Genomic DNA, 17,271 nt, shown 5'->3' on the forward strand with positions numbered 1-17,271 from the left:
GGGGAATGACGGTCCGATGACCTATATCGTGAATGACAGCTGTATCGGGTGCAAATACACCGACTGCGTGGAGGTATGTCCCGTGGACTGCTTCTATGAAGGCGAGAACATGCTGGTCATTCATCCCGACGAATGCATCGACTGTGGCGTCTGTGAGCCCGAGTGCCCGGCGGATGCCATCCGGCCCGATACAGAACCCGACATGGAAAAATGGGTGGAGTTCAACCGCAAATACTCCGAGATGTGGCCTGTCATCATCACCAAGAAAGACCCGCTGCCAGATGCTGAAGAACGCGATGGTGAGACTGGGAAGCTCGAAAAATACTTCTCTGAAGCACCGGGCGAGGGTGGTTAGGCCCCTAAATCCGCGATTCGAGGCGGTTTTTGGGCGATTTGGCAGCGGTAAGCGCTTCATAAAAATGGATTTTTAACGACGTGACGCAGCGTGCACTTTTTTGCGGCGCGTTTTTGTGTTATTATACGTGGGCAAAGTAACACGGAATTGCTCATCACGGCCCGGGAGCGTATCGCTGTCAGGCATCGGCCAATCTGGATAGTCACACTCGCATGCGCGGCTGAAAAGTCTCCGCTCGGTGTGGTTTTGAGTGTCGAAAATCTGCGATGTGCAGCCGTTGACCAAGGAATGCTGAATGACCAAATCGAAGAAACTTGATTTCCGCCCGAATGAATTCGTCGTCTACCCTGCGCATGGCGTCGGGCAGATCCTCTCCATCGAGGAGCAGGAAGTGGCCGGTATCTCGCTGGAGCTTTTCGTGATCTCCTTTGAGAAGGACAAGATGACGCTGCGGGTGCCGACGCATAAGGCGACGGAAATCGGGATGCGGGCGCTCAGCTCGCCGGATGTGATCGGGCACGCGATGAAGACGCTGAAAGGCAAGGCCAAGGTCAAGCGGGCCATGTGGTCACGCCGGGCGCAGGAATACGAGCAAAAGATCAACTCGGGTGATCTGATCGCGATCGCAGAAGTTGTACGCGACCTGCACCGCACCGATGATCAGCGCGAGCAGAGCTATTCCGAACGCCAGCTCTATGAGGCGGCGCTGGAACGGCTGACGCGCGAAGTTGCCGCCGTGAGCGGTGGCGACGATCTGGCAGCGGCCAAGCAAGTCAGCGACGTTCTCGACAGCCGCGTCGCGGCCTGAAATCTCTGACAGGATGACAGAAAATGCGCTCCCTCGAGGGGCGCATTTTTCATGTGAGGATCAGGACAAAGCTGGTCAGCACGGCAAGCTCGCTCACTTGCTGGACCGCGCCCAGCACATCGCCCGTCTGTCCCGCGATCTTACGGTGGGCTATCAGCCCTACTCCGAGGGTTGCAGTGAGCGCTGACAGCAGACCGCCAACCGCAGCGGGCCCGACGGACGCCAGCCCGATTACCACTGCCAGTACCAGCGCAGTTACCGCGGCGCGCCCGTCCGGCTGACCGACGCTTAGGGACAGCCCGGTGTCCCGTGCGTGCGGCAGGCCTGCCATGACGCAGGGCATTGCGGCGCGGGACAAGGCTGCCGCTGCGACCACCGGCCAGATGCCAAGCGGGATCAACGCGGCATAGGCGCTCCACCGCAGGCCGGTCGTGACACCCAAGGCCAGCAGCCCGTAGGTGCCGATGTGGCTGTCTTTCATGATCTCCAGCCGCCGCGCGGCGGTCTGCCCGCCCCAGAACCCGTCTGCGGTATCGCCCAGGCCATCCTCATGCATGGCCCCCGATAGCAGCATCAACACGGCCAGGACCCCGCCCGCGGCAAAGACCGCAGGCAGGCCCAGAGCCAGCAGGGTCTGACCCACAGCGCCCGCCACCAGTCCCAGCAACGTGCCCGCAACGGGATAGGCCCAGACCGCCCGCGCGCCACGGGCAAAGGCATCCGGTGGTAACTGTGGCAGCGGCAGGCGCGTCAGCAGCACACCCGCCAGCAGCAGGTCCGTCAGCCAGTTTCGCGGGAGGGCGTTTTTCATGGTGAGCGTCATTCACGACTTGTGGGAGGGCTTTCAATGCGTAATCAGGGACGCCAGAGGTTTCAACCGAAGGACGCCCCATGACTGCCAGTTTTGAGGATCTCGCCGCCTTTCGCGCGACGCTTGCGCGCCAGCCAAGCCCCCACGCAGAGGCCGTCAGAGCCGCTGAGGCGCGCAATGTTCAGTTGACGAAACCCCCCGGTGCTCTGGGGCGGCTGGAGGATCTTGGCATCTGGTACGCAGGCTGGCGCGGCACGGACCGGCCCCGGATTTCCGCGCCACAGGTGATCGTCTTTGCTGGTAACCACGGTGTGGCGGCGCGCGGCGTCTCGGCCTTTCCGCCAGAGGTCACCGAACAGATGGTGTTGAACTTTCAACACGGCGGCGCGGCCATCAACCAGCTGGCGGAGGCTTTCGGGGCGCGGCTCGACGTGCATGCGCTGGCGCTGGACAGGCCGACGGTGGATTTCACAACAGGTCCCGCCATGAGTGAAGCAGAGGTCGTGGACGCGCTGCACACAGGCTGGCAGGCGGTTGATCCGGAGGCGGATGTGCTCGTTACCGGCGAGATGGGCATCGGCAACACCACGTCGGCGGCGGCTCTGGGTGCCGCGCTCTTTGGTGGCACGGCAGAGGAGTGGACGGGCCGCGGGACCGGTGTCGAAGGCACTGCATTTGCCGCCAAGACGCAAGCCGTGGCCGATGGCCTAGCACGGCACGGCGGGCAGGGTGACGGTTTGGAGATGTTGCGCAGGCTGGGCGGGCGGGAACTCGCGGCCATGGCCGGTGCCATTGCCCGGGCGCGGGCGCTGCGTATCCCGGTCCTGCTGGACGGCTTCATCTGTACTGCCGCGGCCGCCTGTCTGGAAAAGGCAGTCCCGGGCGCGCTTGATCACTGCGTCGCAGGACATCTCAGCGCCGAGGGCGCGCATCAGCGAATGCTGGAACGCCTGAAAAAGGAGCCGCTGCTGGCTCTGGGGTTGCGCCTTGGCGAAGGGTCGGGGGCTGCGCTGTCGCTTGGTGTGCTCAAAGGTGCGGTCGCCTGTCTCAGCGGGATGGCGACATTCTCGGAAACGGGCGTGGCCGACGGGTGACGCCCCCACATGCCGCATTTTTCGGTTGCCAGATTTTGTAGATGACACGGTCTCTGCGACGGAACACGGTTTCTATTTTGAAGCTAACCTGACGCGGCTCAAGCGGAAGACCTGGTAGAGCATCCCACCTTGAACGTGAGACACCCCGCTTCGCCAGAGCACTCGCGTAACAGGCACAGTTGCACAGCACCCTTCCGCCCCCGTCAAACCGGAGGTTTGCCTTCGGCAAAACGGGCGGCGCTTGTGCACAAACGTTGGGCGTCTCAGGTTCAAGGTTGACTGCTTCAGGCCCTCTTTTCCGCACCATCCGCATCGCGGGTGAGAAACGCTGTTTCCAACTCCTTTTGCAGCTCTTTGGCGCGTGCAAGATAGGCGTCGTTCTTGCTGGGCGGGATGTCCGGATCCCACAACTCCGCCAGTTCCTGCACCGAGTGCCGGTCGTGGTGGTAAAAGATCCGCTCGGCCTCGGCGGCTTCATATTCGCTCAGCCCCATGTTCTCCAGAACGTAGCGGCCCGCACGCAGTGAGCTGTCGAAAAGCTCCCGTACGATGTCATCGGCCCCCGCCTGATACAGCCGGTAGACATGGCTGCGATCTCGCGCGCGGGCGACGATGTGCAGCTCTGGCCGCAGTTTGCGGGCGTAACGAACCAGGGTGATTGCAGCCTCCGGATCGTCCAGCGCCACCACCAGCACACGTGCTGTCTGCAGCCCGGCGGCACGCAGGATGTCGGGGCGCGTTGGATCCCCCAGAAACCCCTTGAAGCCAAACCGCCGCATGACTGCGATGGTTTCCATGTCATGGTCCAGCACCACCGTGTTGAACCCGTTGGCCTGCACCAGACGGTTGACGATCTGGCCGAAGCGTCCGATGCCCGCGATGATCACGGGGCCTTCTTCATCAATCTCGTCGGGTTGCTGCGTCTCGGGACGTTCCGGCGCGCGTTTGGACAGCTGGTCATAAAGGATGAACAGCAGCGGCGTGATCAGCATGGAGATAGAGATCACCAGCAGCAGGGTTTCGGCCACATCGCGCGGGATCACGCCCTGAACCACCGAAAAGGATACCAGCACGAACCCGAACTCACCCGCCTGCGCCAGCGCGAGGGTAAAGAGCCAGTGATCCTTGCCCTTGAGCTTGAAAGCGCGGCCCAGCACATAGAGGATCGCGCCTTTGACAATGATCACCAGCAGCGCCATGCCGACGATGTTGAGCGTATTGTCAAAGAGCAGGGTAAAGTTGATGCCCGCGCCGACGGTGATAAAGAAAAGTCCCAGCAGCAGACCCTTGAAGGGCTCCAGATCGGTCTCCAGCTCGTGGCGGAATTCGGAACTGGCCAGCACGACCCCGGCGAGAAACGCCCCGAGGGCAGGGGACAGCCCCACCAGCGTCATCAGAAAGGAGATGCCCACGACGATCAGCAGGGCGAGGGCGGTATACATCTCGCGCAGGCGGGCCGCGTGGATGTAGCGGAAGAGAGGTCGGGTCAGGAACACGCCCGCAAGGATCACGGCGGCGATGGCCGCGATGGTGACCAGTGTCACCCCCCATCCGGGCAGCCCCTCGACCAGTGACATGCTGTGATGTCCGTCCTTATGCGCCTCTTCGCCCGCCCGCAGGATCGCACCGTTCTCCGACAGCTTTGCCGGAACAGTCGCCGCCAGCAGCGGCAGAAACGCCAGGATCGGGATCACCGCGATATCCTGTGTCAGCAGCACGGAAAACACCGACCGGCCGCCGCCCGTTTGCATCAGCCCCTTTTCCGACAGGGTCTGCAGCACGATGGCGGTTGAGCTGAGCGACAGGGCTAGCCCGATCGCCAGCGCCACGCCCCAGGGTTGGTCATAGGCCATGGCGATGCCCATCAGCGCCAGCGTGCTGAGCGTGATCTGCAACCCGCCCAGCCCGATCAGCCTGTGGCGCATGTCCCAGAGCGCGCGGGGTTCAAGCTCCAACCCGATGAGAAAGAGCATCATGACCACGCCGAATTCCGCAAAATGCTGCAGGTCCTCGGTCTCGGAGCCGACGAGGCCCAGAACCGGGCCGATGAGGATGCCGGCGGCCAGATACCCCAGCACCGACCCCAGCCCCAGCCGCGCGGCAATCGGCACCGCAATCACCGCTGCCGCGAGGTAGATGGATGCCTGGAACAGGAAACTATCCATGTCGGTGATCTCTCCTCGTGGCGATCAAGTGGGCAGAGGCCCGTCAGATTTCAGTTGATCCATGACGATTTGGCTGTGGACACGGGCCACGGCCGGATGGGCAAGAAGAACTTCGTGGATCAACCGGTTGAGCGCGGGCAGATCAGCGCAGTAGACCCGCAAAAGATAGTCCGCATCGCCGGTCATTGTCCATGCGCTCGTAATCTCCGTCCGGGTTCGGACGAGCCGCGCGAAGCTTTGTGCGTGATCGGCGCCGTGGGTGCCAAGGTGGACCTGAATAAACCCCTGGACCTGCAGCCCCAACCGCGCGGGGTCCAGCTGCGCGGTGTAGCCCTGGATGTAGCCTTCCTGCTCCAGCCGCTGCCGCCGCCGCCCTGCCTGGCTTGGCGACAGGTTCAGCAGGGTGCTCAGCTCCTGCGCGGTCAGATGCGCGTCGCGTTGCAGGGCCTGCAGCAGGCGGGTATCGGTCTCATCCAATCTCATGCGAGATCTTAACGCCAATTGTGTAAAGCGTGCGTGAATTACGCAAATAATATCCTGATCCGCAAGTAGTTTGCGCAAATTTTCCGGTGTTTTCGGGTATCTTTGTGCAAATGTCACGCAGTTGCCATGTCTTCCCGAAAGGAGAATCCTATGGGTCCCTTCCCGCACACCGCCCCGAAGTCCGAAATCACCCAGGCCAACCCCGCTGGAACCGATGGCTTCGAATTTGTCGAGTTCGCCCATCCCGACCCGCAAGAGCTGCGGGATCTCTTTGCCCGGATGGGCTATGCGCATGTGGCCAACCACCGGACGAAATCCATCGAGTTGTGGCAGCAGGGCGACATCACCTACGTGCTCAACGCGCAAGCCGATAGCTTCGGCGCGCGGTTTGTGGATCTGCATGGGCCCTGCGCGCCGTCAATGGGCTGGCGTGTGGCCGATGCGCAGAGGGCATTTGATCATGCGGTCGCCAAGGGTGCCGAGGCTTACGAGGGCACGGATAAGGTTCTGGACGTGCCTGCGATCGTCGGGATCGGCGGCTCACTCATCTATTTCGTCGATCAGTATCACGACACCAGCCCCTACAACACGGAATACGATTGGATCGCGCAGTCCAAACCCAAAGGCGTGGGATTTTACTACCTCGATCACCTGACCCACAATGTCCACAAGGGCAACATGGACAAGTGGTTCGCCTTTTACGGCGATCTGTTCAACTTCCGCGAAATCCGGTTCTTTGACATCGAGGGCAAGTTCAGCGGCCTGCTGAGCCGGGCGCTGACCTCCCCCTGCGGACGCATCCGGATCCCCATCAACGAGGATCGGGGCGAGACGGGGCAGATCGTCTCCTATCTGAAGAAGTACAAGGGCGAAGGCATTCAGCACATCGCGGTGGGCTCTTCTGATATCTACGACAGCACCGATGAGATCGCCGCGCGCGGGCTCAAGTTCATGCCGGGTCCACCCGACACGTACTATGACCTGAGCCGCGACCGTGTCGCGGGCCACGCGGAACCGCTGGACCGGATGAAGAAACACGGGATCCTGATCGACGGTGAAGGGGTCGTGGATGGGTGCGAGACCAAGATCCTACTGCAGATCTTCTCCAAGACCGTGATCGGTCCGATCTTTTTCGAGTTCATCCAGCGCAAGGGGGATGACGGGTTCGGCGAGGGGAACTTCAAGGCACTTTTTGAGAGCATCGAGCAGGAGCAGATCGCCAACGGAGAGCTGGCGGCGGAGTAAGGGGCAGGATCGCTCCTGTCGCAGGGATTTTGGGCCTGCGCTCATCTGTGTGAGGTGAGGCGACAGCACGGTCATCGTGCGTGAGATGCCATACGCGACTTGGCGGGGCCCTTCGCGGCAGCTGCGGTCGCTTAAACGACCGCTACGCTGTCCGCGATGTAGAGAGCGCCGGGTCTTCCGGCGTTCTTTCCTGTGTCGTGAGAGAGCTTGAGAAATCTTCCGCGGGTGTGCCGTATCAGCGGCCCGGTCGGAATGTATTTCAGCGCGGATTGCGCAAAGGGAACCTACGCTGCGTCGATGATGCCGGAAAAGCCCCTCGGCGCGACCGATCGATCAAGTTACCGTCACACCCGTCGGTTTGGGTGAAAGTCGGGTGTTCCTGCGCCGAGCAAGTCGTATCAGCTCTGAGGCATTTTCAGCACGAGATTGCGGTTGCCTTTCTTGTAGCGAAGCTCCCCTTCGCCAATGGCCGACACCCGGCCACCGTCGATCCGGTCCCCGACCTGTACCTTCTTATAGCGGCCATTGGACAGGCGCACCAACGCGCGGCGTGCCGAGGGCGTGCCATAGACGCCGATCAGGTTGACCCGGCGCAGATTGATCGCATTGCGCAAGGTGGCTTCGCGCGCGACGGAGGCGCTGGTGGGGATCTTGGGTGCCACAGCGGGTGCTACCGAGGCTGCGACCGGTGCGACGGCGACTGCTGTGTTGCGCTGTGCGCGGGCGACAATCTGGCCGAAGTTACCCGGTCTCAAGCCGGGGCGTTGAGAAGCGGTGCGTGCCAACAAATCGTTACTGGCGCGAAGGTTGACGGAAGCCGCGTTGTCCAACGGCACGAGGCTCGCGGCAGCGGCACTGGCGACACGGACGGCAAGATCGGGCCGCGCTGGCGGTCGTAGCTTCGCCAGCTCTGATTGGCTCGACCCGTCGGGCGGGGCGCGCTCGGTCGTCTCCACAGGGTCTGCAGGTCGCGTCTGGGGCCGAAAGGCGGCGAGTTGCGCATCGGTTTCTGTCGTCTCCGCACTGCGGGTGGGAAAGGCCGCAGGGCGCACGGGCGGGCCGCCCGCAAATATCGGTACGCCATCGGGGTTGAGCGTGCCATCGGACGAGGCAATCACGAGGCCGCGTGCATCCAGCGTAAACGTGGTACCTGCCGCCGCGGGTGAGATGGGAGGCTCAAAGGCCTCATCTCCCGAGAAGAGTGCCACACTTGGCAGGGCGATCGTATCAACGGTAGGTTCGATAGGGTCGATGCTGACAATGTAGAGATCTTCGAGATCCACCAGCGGCGGCGGCGACGGGACATCGGGCGCCTGCGGCCAGATGCCTGTCGCGGCATAGCTGGTGCGCAGCGCATCGGGTGCGGGAGCGCGCAAGGCATCCAGCACGGCGGCGTCCTCATCCGACAATCGCGCCTCGCGCTCCGGCGTGACGGGACCTTCCGCGTTCTGATCAACGGGCGGGGCCACGTCAATGACGGTTGTCTGAAGCGTTTCCGCCTGGTCCCCGGCAAGCCAACCTGCCACCGTCGTCTTCAACCCGCCAAAACTCCACGTGCCGACCCCCACCAGGCCAATCACAACGATCGCGCCGAGCGTCAACGGCAGCAGCCGACGTCCCGGAGCATCCGTTGCCGGTGCGCGGGCACCAAAGACGGTCATGCGCGCCGCTTCGCTGGGTGGCTTTGCGTCGGGCCGGGGATGTGTATCGCGGGCGCGGGGTTTCGGGACGAAGGGTTCGGGTTCTTCCGCAAAGCCTGCAGCATGGGCGGAGCCTGTCGCGCGCTGTGCATAAACGGCAGGTCCCTTGCGATGACCGGGGCTGCGGCGGCTGGCAAATGTCGTGCGCTGTGAGGCAGTCTCGCGTGGTGGCAGCGAGGGGTTGGTGACGCTGGGTACCTGCGCCTCGGTGTCATCCTCCGCGTCTGCCGCGCGGACCTTGGGCGATGATTGCCGTGCGGAGCGGAAGGTGGGTGGGGGCGGGCCCTCGACCGGGACGCTGCCCGGTGGCGCCAGCACCGAGATCCCGTCAGGCTCGACCGTCTGTCCCGGACCCAGCAGCTCACGGGCCGCACGTGTCGGTCCGAAATAGGGCTCCCACGGGGTGACGGCATCCTCCGGTGCCGCGACAAAGCTGATCGGGTTGAAGCCATGTTGAGTGGCGAAATCCTCCGCCTCCAGCAGCGTTTCCAGCGCGACAGCCGCCACATGAGTATGATTGCCGTTGGCGCTGACATCGTAGACCAGATCGTTGATGGCATAGGGTGTCGCCCCGTCGAGCGCCGTCCGCGCCATATCGCGCCGCTCCGGCATGTGGAGGCCGGGCGTGTCGAGCCACAGGTAGCGGATCTGTTCGTCCGGTATGACCAGCTTGCTGCGAATGCCGCCGGGTGCCAGTGCGGTGGCCGTCTTCAGCAGCACACCGAGCTCTGCCGCCAGGTCCGAGGCTTGGGGCGATACGGCACCCACCTGCCGCCAGCCGCCCGTCGCCCGGTGCAACAGGCCAATGCGATCAAACGAGAGGGTCAGAGCGAAGTTAGGTTTCATGTCTCATGTTTACCAGTCATGATGGGCCTTGCACAGATGTTCCTTTGCCGTCCGGGTACAAAGACCTTCTGTGGCGGTGAATGGTAAAGCCGCGGTTAACCGGTATGAAAATACGCGCTTGACGCCGTTCGAGCGCCTTAATGAGGAGAGAGACTGTGACAAATGTGATGAAAGCCGCGCTGATGGTGATCCTGACTGCGGGCGCGGTCGCGGTGGCCGGCGCAGGGATGGCAACGGCGCAGGAGGCGCGGATTATCACCACCATGGGCACGGGCACGGTGGAGGCGCCACCCGATATGGCGACGATCCGCCTGGGCGTCACAAACCAGGCCAGCGAAGCCAGCGCGGCCATGGCCGCGACCTCTGAGGCGGCGAGCGCCGTGCTCGACCGCTTGGAAGCTGCGGGGGTCGCGCCGCGTGATGTCCAGACCGATCAGCTGTCGGTGCAGCCGCTGTGGTCCGACTACAGCGCCGAGACGCGCCGCATCACCGGCTTTGTGGCCAGCAACGTGCTGACGGTGCGGGTGCGTGATCTGGACCAGCTTGGCACGCTGCTGGATCTGGTGATGCAGGACGGCGCCAATACGTTCAACGGGCTGTCCTTTGGTCTGCAAGAGCACAAGCCCGCGCAAGATGCCGCCCGGGCTGCGGCGGTGCGTGACGCATTGGACCGGGCAGCGCAACTGGCGGACGCCGCCGGCGTCACACTGGGGCCGGTACAGACCATCAGCGAACAGGCGGGCGTTGCCCGGCCCATGATGATGGAGATGGCTGCCGCCCGCTCCGCGGATGTGCCGGTCGCTCCGGGCGAGCTGACGGTGACGGCGCAGGTCAGTGTGGTTTTCGCCATCGCTGACTAGGTCTTGGCCTGCGGTGCCGGTGCCGGACCCGCGCTGTCCGTGACACCGGGCGAAGGGCCTTCGAAGGCCCTTCGTGGGTGGCTACCGGAGCGCGCGACATGCCTGAGCAAAGACCGAACCCAACGGATGGCCGGATCCTGCTCCCCGCGAGCGGCGCTTTTCGCGCTCTTCCGGTCAGCTGACCGCCTTGCTCAGCGCCTGATCGAGATCGGCAATCAGATCGTCCGCATTCTCCGTCCCGATGGAGATGCGCACGACCCCCGGGCCCGCACCGGCCGCCTCCTGCTGTTCGGCTGTCAGCTGCCGGTGCGTGGTAGAGGCGGAATGGATCACGAGGCTGCGGGTGTCGCCCAGGTTCGCCACATGGGAAAAGATCTCCAGCGCGTTCACGAATTTCACACAGGCCTCATACCCGCCCTTGATCGCGAAGGTGAAAAGACCGCCCGCGCCCTTGGGACAGATTTTGGCCACCCGTTCGTGGTAGGGGGAGGATTTCAGGCCCGCGTAGGTGACGTAGTCGACGCGGTCGTCCTTCTCCAGCCAGCTGGCGACCGTCTCGGCGTTCTCCACGTGGCGTTCCATCCGCAGGCTCAGCGTCTCTGTGCCCATCAGCGTGTAATGCGCCGCCTGCGGGTTCATGGTCATACCCAGATCGCGCAGCCCGATGGCGATGGAATGAAAGGTGAAGGCCAGCGGCCCGAAGGTCTCATGGAACTTCAGCCCATGATAGGCAGGCTCCGGCTGGCTGAGCGAGGGGAATTTGTCATTCGCGGACCAGTCGAACTTGCCCGAATCCACCACGCAGCCGCCCGTTACCGTGCCGTTGCCGGTGAGGTATTTCGTGGTGGAGTGCACCACCAGCGTGGCGCCGTGTTCGATGGGGCGGCAGAGGTAGGGCGTGGCGGAGGTGTTATCGACGATCATCGGGATACCCGCCGCATCGGAAATGGCCGAGATCGCATCCAGATCGGTGATATAGCCGCCCGGGTTCGCAATGGCCTCGCAGAAGACCGCGCGCGTGTCTTCATTGATTGCCGCTTTCACCGCGTCCAGATCGTCAAAATCGACGAAGGTCGCCTCCCAGCCAAAGCGTTTGATGGTGTGGCTGAACTGCGTGACCGTGCCGCCGTAAAGCCGGGTGGAGACGACGATGTTCTTGCCCGGCATCATCAGTGGGAACAGCGCCATGATCTGGGCCGCGTGACCCGAAGAGCAGCAGGCAGCGCCCACGCCCCCTTCCAGCGTGGCGATGCGTTCCTGCAGCACAGCAACCGTCGGGTTGGTCAGGCGTGAGTAGATATACCCCACCTCTTGCAGGTTAAAGAGGGCGGCGGCGTGATCGGCATCGCGAAAGACGTAAGCCGTCGTCTGGTAGATCGGCGTCTGCCGGGCGCCGGTGGCGGGATCGGGCCGGGCGCCTGCGTGAATCTGCAGCGTATCAAAGCCATAGTCTGGGCCGTCTGTCATGGGATGTCCTCCTGGTGGATCTTGTTGGCGCTATCGATAGGCGATGGGGTGCCGGGGGACAAGGCCGGGGCCTCAGCGCATCCAGAAGCCATTGGACTTGATCCGGTTGCGGATTGCCTGTTCGCGCCGGGGCAGGGCGTTTTGATCAAAGAGCGCGCGCACCTTGGCGCCGCGGCGCTGGTAGACCATGCGCTTGATGGGCTCGTGCTGTTTGAGCAGTTTCTTGAGCCGGTTGGGGGCGGCAACGTCTTCCAATACGCGGATCGTGTGATCGCTCTCGCGGGCGTAGAGCAGCGGAAAGAGCCGGTAGTGACAGCTAACCGTTCCATCCAGCAACCCCGGCGGCAGCGCATCGCGCGCGCCTCCCAGAGCATGGATCACCAGCGGCAGCGCGATCTGGTCGAGCCACGGAAACAGCGTCTGTGCGCTGAGCGCGTCAGGCGGGTCGTCGCGGATCGCCAGCGCGTAGTCTTCAAAGAGCGCGCCGAACCGCCGCGGGCAGGCACCGTAAAAGAACCCAGCATTGAAATAGAGGTATCTGCGCCAGTGCTCCTCCGGTTGCCCGGGGTCCAGAGAGCTGGGGAAATCCAGTCCGAACTTGTCATAGAGCGACTGCCAGATGCCCGCGTAGCCGGGCCCGTAAAGCGCAGGCTTGGGCCAGGTCCCCTCGCGCCGCAGGGAGGCAGAGGGGCGGTTGAAGTCAAAAGGCACCGCGCCGAGCTCTCCGGTGATCAGCGTATCGGTGTCGAAAAAGAGAAACGGCACGCCTTCGGGCATCTCGCGCAGCAGCTCGATCTTGTTGCCCTGCGGATAGTCTTTGCCGAAATGACGGCTCTCAAAGGGCAGTATCCTCGCGCCAAGGCTCTCCAGCATCTCGCGCGCCTCTGCATCTCGGATGCGCGGATCGCGCGGCCAGTGGGGACCGGGTTGCGGCTCTGCCACGTAAAGCTGACCGGTAAAGCCCGGGCTGCAATGGCGCAACGACGCCGCAAAGAGCAGCGCCTCGTAGGTCAGGCGACCGTGCTGGGCGACGACCACGACATTGAAGCCGGTTTGTGAGGGCGATCCCGCGTCGGCCATCTTTGCCCGTTGGTTGCGTGCAGTTGCGCTCAGCATTGCAGAGGCCTGGCTACTCCACAAGAAGGCTGTGCCCGGGTGGCGAAAACGGCTGGTTTTCGATTGCTGCGTTGAGCCGTGGCTTGTGTTGAGGGACGCGCTCGGTGGTACCGAGACGTTTCCGTCAACACGGGCCGAGGGCGCTCGATTTTTGCAAGAACCTCGACATCTGGTGCGGCGGTGACTGTTCGTCACAGGGATGGCGCATAGCCATTGCTTGCAGACATTTTGCAGCTGCCGGGAGCGCGAAAGTCGCGTCTGTCCCCGAGGATGCAAGGCTCCCCAACGCGCAGCGATACAAAGGCGCCGACGACCGCGAGCAGCTTTCCGACGACGCTCTCAGTATCCCACCAAGCAGAACGATGCCGCGCCAGAAATGTGACGCACCTTCCGCGATGTCATTGAAAGGGAGCAAAGATGAAGCGGCATGGTAGGCCCGGCAGGACTTGAACCCGCAACCAAAGCGTTATGAGCGCTCTGCTCTAACCAATTGAGCTACAGGCCCGCCATGGGCTTGTGGGTAAGCGTGCCCGTGCGCCGCGTCAAGAGCCGCCGTTGCCGGTTGCGGACGTTGCATGCGGCAAGTGAATGCTCTAACCCCCAAAGCAATCTCGCCGCCGCGCAAGGACGCCAGAATGACATCGCAGAAAAACGGGATCACCTACGCGGATGCGGGTGTTGATATCGACGCCGGAAACGCGCTGGTGGACCGCATCAGACCGGCTGCGAAGGCCACGGACAGACCCGGTGTCATGGCAGGTCTCGGTGGGTTCGGCGCGCTCTTTGATCTCAGGGCCGCAGGCTATACCGACCCTGTTCTGGTGGCGGCGACCGACGGTGTGGGCACCAAGCTGCGCATCGCGATCGACACCGGTCATGTGGATCACGTGGGCGTCGATCTGGTGGCCATGTGCGTCAACGATCTGGTGTGTCAGGGCGCGGAGCCCTTGTTTTTCCTCGATTACTTTGCAACGGGCGCGCTGGAGACCGATACGGCCGCGCGCATTATCGAAGGCATTGCGCGCGGGTGCTCGTCGGCGGGCACCGCGCTGATCGGTGGTGAGACCGCGGAGATGCCCGGCATGTACCCGCCGGGGGATTTCGATCTGGCGGGTTTTGCCGTTGGCGCGATGGAGCGCGGAGCTGCCTTGCCTGCTGGCGTGGCACAAGGCGATGTGCTGCTGGGACTCGCGTCCGATGGCGTGCACTCCAACGGCTACAGCCTGGTGCGTAAATTAGTGGAGATCGCAGGCCTCGACTGGGATGCAGCTTGCCCGTGGTCTGACACCACGCTCGGGGCCGAGCTGCTGACACCCACGCGGCTCTACGTGAAACCCGCGCTGCAGGCGATCCGGGCAGGCGGTGTGCATGCGCTGGCCCATATCACCGGCGGTGGTCTGACGGAAAATCTGCCGCGGGTTTTGCCGGAGGAGCTGGGCGCGCAGATCAACCTGTCGAGCTGGACGCTGCCGCCTGTCTTTGACTGGATGGCCGAGACGGGCGATATGGCAGAGGCGGAGCTGCTCAAGACCTTCAATTGCGGCATCGGTATGATCCTCGTGGTGGCCCCTGCGCGCGCCGATGCGCTTTGCCAGCTGCTGCGTGCCGCAGGCGAAAAGGTGATGACCATCGGGACCGTCACCAGTCAGCCGGGCGTTGCCTATCAGGGCAGCCTGCGTTGACCAAACGGGTGGCGATCTTCATCTCGGGCGGCGGGTCGAACATGCTCCGGCTGATCGACAGCATGACAGGCGATCACCCGGCCCGTGCCTGCGTGGTGCTGTCGAACACGCCCACGGCGGGCGGGCTGGAGAAGGCCGAGGCACGCGGCATCCCCACCGAGGTGGTCCGTCATCAGCCCTTTGACGGCGACCGCACTGCCTTTGAGCACGCGATCGAGGCCGCCATCAGCCCTTACGCACCCGATATCATCTGCCTTGCCGGTTTCATGCGCAAGCTGACGGCGGGTTTCGTCGACCCGTGGCGCGGCAGGATGCTGAACATTCACCCGTCGCTTCTGCCCAAATACCGCGGCTTGCGCACCCACGCGCGGGCGCTGGAGGCCGGTGACCGGTTGCACGGCTGCACGGTGCACGAGGTCACACCCGCGCTCGATGACGGCCCTGTGCTGGGTCAGGCGGAGGTCAGGGTGCAGGACGATGATACCGCCGATACATTGGCCACCCGCGTGCTGGCGCGTGAGCACCAGTTGTACCCCGCGGTGCTGGCTCGATTTGCGGCGGGTAACATGGACTTGCTCTATCTCCCTGCCTGAGGGCGGTTCTGGTCAAAGTGTCGCGGCTCGTGTAACAACGGCGGATAGGGTGAAACCGAATAAACGCCAAGATAACGAAAGCCCGCATGAAAACACTCACGACGACCGAAGAACTGGCGGCATTCTGCGAGGCAGCCGCGCGTCATGAGTATGTGACCGTCGATACCGAGTTCCTGCGCGAGCGCACATATTATTCCAAGCTCTGCCTCATTCAACTGGCGATGCCGGGTGAGGATGACAGCACCGCGGTGTTGGTCGACCCATTGGCGGACGGGCTGTCGCTGGAGCCGCTCTACGCTCTGTTTCGCGACACGTCGGTGGTCAAGGTATTTCACGCCGCGCGCCAGGACCTTGAGATATTCTACATCGACGCACAGGTCTTTCCCGAGCCGCTGTTTGACACGCAAGTTGCCGCCATGGTTTGCGGATTCGGCGAACAGGTTGGCTATGAGACGCTGGTGCGGCGGATCGCCAAGACCACGCTCGACAAGACCTCGCGTTTCACTGACTGGTCCCGCCGCCCGCTGACAGATGCGCAAAAGACCTATGCGCTCGCCGATGTCACGCATCTGCGCCGGATCTACGAGTTTCTCGCGGCCAAGCTGGAAGAGACCGGCCGCAGCCGCTGGGTGCGCGAAGAGCTGTCCGTGCTGACCACGCCCGAGACCTATGTGACCAAGCCCGAAGACGCCTGGCGCCGCATCAAGACCCGGAGCAATTCGCCCCGTTTTCTGGCCGTGGTGCGCACGCTGGCCGCATTTCGCGAAGAGTTTGCCCAGGTGCGCAATATCCCCCGGAACCGGGTCTTCAAGGACGACGCGCTGGTGGAACTGGCCTCCAACAAGCCCAAGAGCCACGAAGAGCTGGGCCGCTCCCGGCTTCTGCTGCGCGAGGCGCGGCGCGGGGATATCGCCGACGGGATCCTCAAAGCGGTGGCTGAGGGGGTCGCGTGTCCCAACGACGATCTGCCGCGTCCGGACAAGGGGCGCGACAAACTGCAGGTCAACCCGGCACTGGCGGATCTGCTGCGGGTGCTGCTCAAGGCCAAGACCGAGAGCGCCGGGGTCGCCGCCAAGCTGATCGCCCCTGCAGCGGATCTCGACGCGATCGCTGCCGGTTTGCGGGATGTCGCGGCGCTGCGTGGCTGGCGGCTGGAGGTGTTTGGCAGTGACGCGCTGAGGCTGTGCGACGGCAAGATTGCACTTGCAGCGGACGGTTCGGATGTGCGGGTCGTGGCGCTCGACTGAGCGTTGGACGGGCATCTGGCGGAAAAAGCCGTGTGGCAGGCCTTGCCAGAGGTGGTATGCCGGGTTGCGACAACCGGATCGCACCTAGAGCTGCTGTGGCGTTCCAGACGGCCAACCGTGCCAGCGGCAGCCATATCTACAGCAATGTACCCGCGATGACGCGCCCTTGGGAGGGTGCGGTCGGTTAGCGCCGCGCCTGCAGCGCGTTGCGCTCCGCTTCGACCCGGATCGTGCGGGCACCGGCGAGGGTCTGATCCGTGACCTTGCGGGCCACGACAACCTGCCGTGTCGGCTCCGGTCCTTGTGTACGCGTTTGGCTGCGCCGCGCTTCGAGCCGGTAGCTCAACACACCGTCGACGGCGGTTTCGTCATCGTTCACGGGCGTCAGGCGCACATCATAGACCCCCTGCCGATCGGCAATGCCGGTTGCGCGGATGATGGCGCCGCCGGGCACCCTGTCGATCACCAGATTGCTGATGCTGCCCACGGGGCTGCCCGTGTAGGTGTCCACCGTTCGTCTGGCACTGAAGATACCCGTGCGGGCCGGGATCAGCGGGTTGGTCTGCTCGACCGTCGTCACAGGCACTGGCGCAGGTTCGCTGCGGCCGAACCAGTTGAAGGGATTTACGCGGCTGTCGCGCACGCTGCTGCATGCCGAGATGACCGTGGTCGCAACCAGAAGGGCGGAAACTGTCCTGCGCATGGGGCCTGCCATTTGTTCTTGTTGCTTTGGGTTAGCGCATCTGGCCGGGCTTGAAAAGCGTCAAGGCGGTCTGGACCTTTGGCGGTGTGCGCCTTA

The 17,271-nt window shown here is 63.5% G+C and carries 15 protein-coding genes and 1 tRNA gene; 8 read left to right on the forward strand and 8 right to left on the reverse strand.

Annotated features, from left to right (window positions below; translation table 11 throughout):
* Positions 1–16: 16 nt before the first annotated feature.
* Both fdxA and Q1A53_RS12535 read left to right on the forward strand, forming a co-directional pair.
* The gene (gene fdxA, locus Q1A53_RS12530) at positions 17–355 is read left to right on the forward strand and encodes a ferredoxin FdxA (RefSeq protein ID WP_299967067.1); all 339 of its coding nucleotides are present in this window, start codon (positions 17–19) and stop codon (positions 353–355) included.
* A 295-nt stretch (positions 356–650) separates the two neighbouring features.
* Entirely contained in the window at positions 651–1,163 is a 513-nt protein-coding gene (locus tag Q1A53_RS12535) for a CarD family transcriptional regulator (RefSeq protein WP_299967070.1), read from the forward strand.
* A 49-nt stretch (positions 1,164–1,212) separates the two neighbouring features.
* Here the strand turns inward: Q1A53_RS12535 and Q1A53_RS12540 are convergent, their stop codons facing one another.
* On the reverse strand, positions 1,213–1,974 hold the full coding sequence (locus Q1A53_RS12540; RefSeq protein WP_299967072.1) for an adenosylcobinamide-GDP ribazoletransferase: 762 nt from the start codon (positions 1,972–1,974) through the stop codon (positions 1,213–1,215).
* Between the two features lie 80 nt (positions 1,975–2,054).
* Here Q1A53_RS12540 and cobT point away from each other — a divergent pair, with 80 nt between their 5' ends.
* A complete protein-coding gene (gene cobT / locus Q1A53_RS12545) occupies positions 2,055–3,068 on the forward strand; it encodes a nicotinate-nucleotide--dimethylbenzimidazole phosphoribosyltransferase (protein ID WP_299967075.1) in 1,014 nt (337 codons plus the stop codon).
* A 284-nt stretch (positions 3,069–3,352) separates the two neighbouring features.
* On the opposite strand, the gene Q1A53_RS12550 is transcribed toward cobT, so the two are convergent.
* Together Q1A53_RS12550 and Q1A53_RS12555 are read right to left on the reverse strand one after the other, a co-directional pair.
* Positions 3,353–5,233, reverse strand: coding sequence for a monovalent cation:proton antiporter-2 (CPA2) family protein (locus Q1A53_RS12550; RefSeq protein ID WP_299967078.1), 1,881 nt, complete (start codon positions 5,231–5,233; stop codon positions 3,353–3,355).
* A 24-nt stretch (positions 5,234–5,257) separates the two neighbouring features.
* Entirely contained in the window at positions 5,258–5,716 is a 459-nt protein-coding gene (locus tag Q1A53_RS12555; protein ID WP_299967081.1) for an Lrp/AsnC family transcriptional regulator, read from the reverse strand.
* 150 nt (positions 5,717–5,866) lie between these two features.
* On the opposite strand from Q1A53_RS12555, the gene hppD reads away from it, so the two are divergent.
* On the forward strand, positions 5,867–6,961 hold the full coding sequence (gene hppD / locus Q1A53_RS12560; RefSeq protein WP_299967083.1) for a 4-hydroxyphenylpyruvate dioxygenase: 1,095 nt from the start codon (positions 5,867–5,869) through the stop codon (positions 6,959–6,961).
* A 398-nt stretch (positions 6,962–7,359) separates the two neighbouring features.
* Here the strand turns inward: hppD and Q1A53_RS12565 are convergent, their stop codons facing one another.
* Complete coding sequence (locus Q1A53_RS12565) at positions 7,360–9,507, reverse strand: hypothetical protein (protein ID WP_299967086.1); 2,148 nt, start codon at positions 9,505–9,507, stop codon at positions 7,360–7,362.
* A gap of 140 nt (positions 9,508–9,647) precedes the next feature.
* Between Q1A53_RS12565 and Q1A53_RS12570 the strand changes: the two genes are divergently transcribed.
* Positions 9,648–10,367, forward strand: a complete 720-nt coding sequence (locus tag Q1A53_RS12570) for an SIMPL domain-containing protein (protein ID WP_299967089.1) — start codon at positions 9,648–9,650, stop codon at positions 10,365–10,367.
* A 174-nt stretch (positions 10,368–10,541) separates the two neighbouring features.
* On the opposite strand, the gene Q1A53_RS12575 is transcribed toward Q1A53_RS12570, so the two are convergent.
* The 3 genes from Q1A53_RS12575 to Q1A53_RS12585 form a co-directional block, all read right to left on the reverse strand.
* The gene (locus Q1A53_RS12575) at positions 10,542–11,834 is read right to left on the reverse strand and encodes an O-acetylhomoserine aminocarboxypropyltransferase/cysteine synthase family protein (protein WP_299967092.1); all 1,293 of its coding nucleotides are present in this window, start codon (positions 11,832–11,834) and stop codon (positions 10,542–10,544) included.
* Between the two features lie 72 nt (positions 11,835–11,906).
* The gene (locus Q1A53_RS12580; RefSeq protein ID WP_299967094.1) at positions 11,907–12,914 is read right to left on the reverse strand and encodes a hypothetical protein; all 1,008 of its coding nucleotides are present in this window, start codon (positions 12,912–12,914) and stop codon (positions 11,907–11,909) included.
* 464 nt (positions 12,915–13,378) lie between these two features.
* Positions 13,379–13,455: transfer RNA gene (locus tag Q1A53_RS12585), tRNA-Ile, on the reverse strand.
* A 130-nt stretch (positions 13,456–13,585) separates the two neighbouring features.
* Here Q1A53_RS12585 and purM point away from each other — a divergent pair.
* From purM to rnd, 3 genes are all read left to right on the forward strand, one after another.
* A complete protein-coding gene (purM, locus tag Q1A53_RS12590) occupies positions 13,586–14,632 on the forward strand; it encodes a phosphoribosylformylglycinamidine cyclo-ligase (RefSeq protein WP_299967097.1) in 1,047 nt (348 codons plus the stop codon).
* Positions 14,629–15,225: a phosphoribosylglycinamide formyltransferase gene (purN, locus tag Q1A53_RS12595; RefSeq protein ID WP_299967100.1), complete on the forward strand. Its 597-nt coding sequence runs from the start codon at positions 14,629–14,631 to the stop codon at positions 15,223–15,225. The genes purM and purN overlap by 4 nt, the downstream gene beginning before the upstream one ends.
* 86 nt (positions 15,226–15,311) lie before the next feature.
* The gene (gene rnd, locus Q1A53_RS12600; RefSeq protein ID WP_299967103.1) at positions 15,312–16,472 is read left to right on the forward strand and encodes a ribonuclease D; all 1,161 of its coding nucleotides are present in this window, start codon (positions 15,312–15,314) and stop codon (positions 16,470–16,472) included.
* Positions 16,473–16,656: 184 nt separating this feature from the next.
* Here the strand turns inward: rnd and Q1A53_RS12605 are convergent, their stop codons facing one another.
* The gene (locus tag Q1A53_RS12605) at positions 16,657–17,175 is read right to left on the reverse strand and encodes a hypothetical protein (protein WP_299967106.1); all 519 of its coding nucleotides are present in this window, start codon (positions 17,173–17,175) and stop codon (positions 16,657–16,659) included.
* Positions 17,176–17,271: the final 96 nt, after the last annotated feature.

The organism is uncultured Roseobacter sp., from assembly GCF_947496515.1.
Classification (GTDB): Bacteria; Pseudomonadota; Alphaproteobacteria; order Rhodobacterales; family Rhodobacteraceae; genus Roseobacter.

Coding starts and splice junctions, on each gene's coding strand:
- fdxA (WP_299967067.1), top strand. CDS start 17: ATGACCTATATCGTGAATGACAGCTGTATCGGGTGCAAATACACCGAC.
- Q1A53_RS12535 (WP_299967070.1), top strand. CDS start 651: ATGACCAAATCGAAGAAACTTGATTTCCGCCCGAATGAATTCGTCGTC.
- Q1A53_RS12540 (WP_299967072.1), bottom strand. CDS start 1,974: ATGAAAAACGCCCTCCCGCGAAACTGGCTGACGGACCTGCTGCTGGCG.
- cobT (WP_299967075.1), top strand. CDS start 2,055: ATGACTGCCAGTTTTGAGGATCTCGCCGCCTTTCGCGCGACGCTTGCG.
- Q1A53_RS12550 (WP_299967078.1), bottom strand. CDS start 5,233: ATGGATAGTTTCCTGTTCCAGGCATCCATCTACCTCGCGGCAGCGGTG.
- Q1A53_RS12555 (WP_299967081.1), bottom strand. CDS start 5,716: ATGAGATTGGATGAGACCGATACCCGCCTGCTGCAGGCCCTGCAACGC.
- hppD (WP_299967083.1), top strand. CDS start 5,867: ATGGGTCCCTTCCCGCACACCGCCCCGAAGTCCGAAATCACCCAGGCC.
- Q1A53_RS12565 (WP_299967086.1), bottom strand. CDS start 9,507: ATGAAACCTAACTTCGCTCTGACCCTCTCGTTTGATCGCATTGGCCTG.
- Q1A53_RS12570 (WP_299967089.1), top strand. CDS start 9,648: ATGAGGAGAGAGACTGTGACAAATGTGATGAAAGCCGCGCTGATGGTG.
- Q1A53_RS12575 (WP_299967092.1), bottom strand. CDS start 11,834: ATGACAGACGGCCCAGACTATGGCTTTGATACGCTGCAGATTCACGCA.
- Q1A53_RS12580 (WP_299967094.1), bottom strand. CDS start 12,914: ATGGCCGACGCGGGATCGCCCTCACAAACCGGCTTCAATGTCGTGGTC.
- purM (WP_299967097.1), top strand. CDS start 13,586: ATGACATCGCAGAAAAACGGGATCACCTACGCGGATGCGGGTGTTGAT.
- rnd (WP_299967103.1), top strand. CDS start 15,312: ATGAAAACACTCACGACGACCGAAGAACTGGCGGCATTCTGCGAGGCA.
- Q1A53_RS12605 (WP_299967106.1), bottom strand. CDS start 17,175: ATGCGCAGGACAGTTTCCGCCCTTCTGGTTGCGACCACGGTCATCTCG.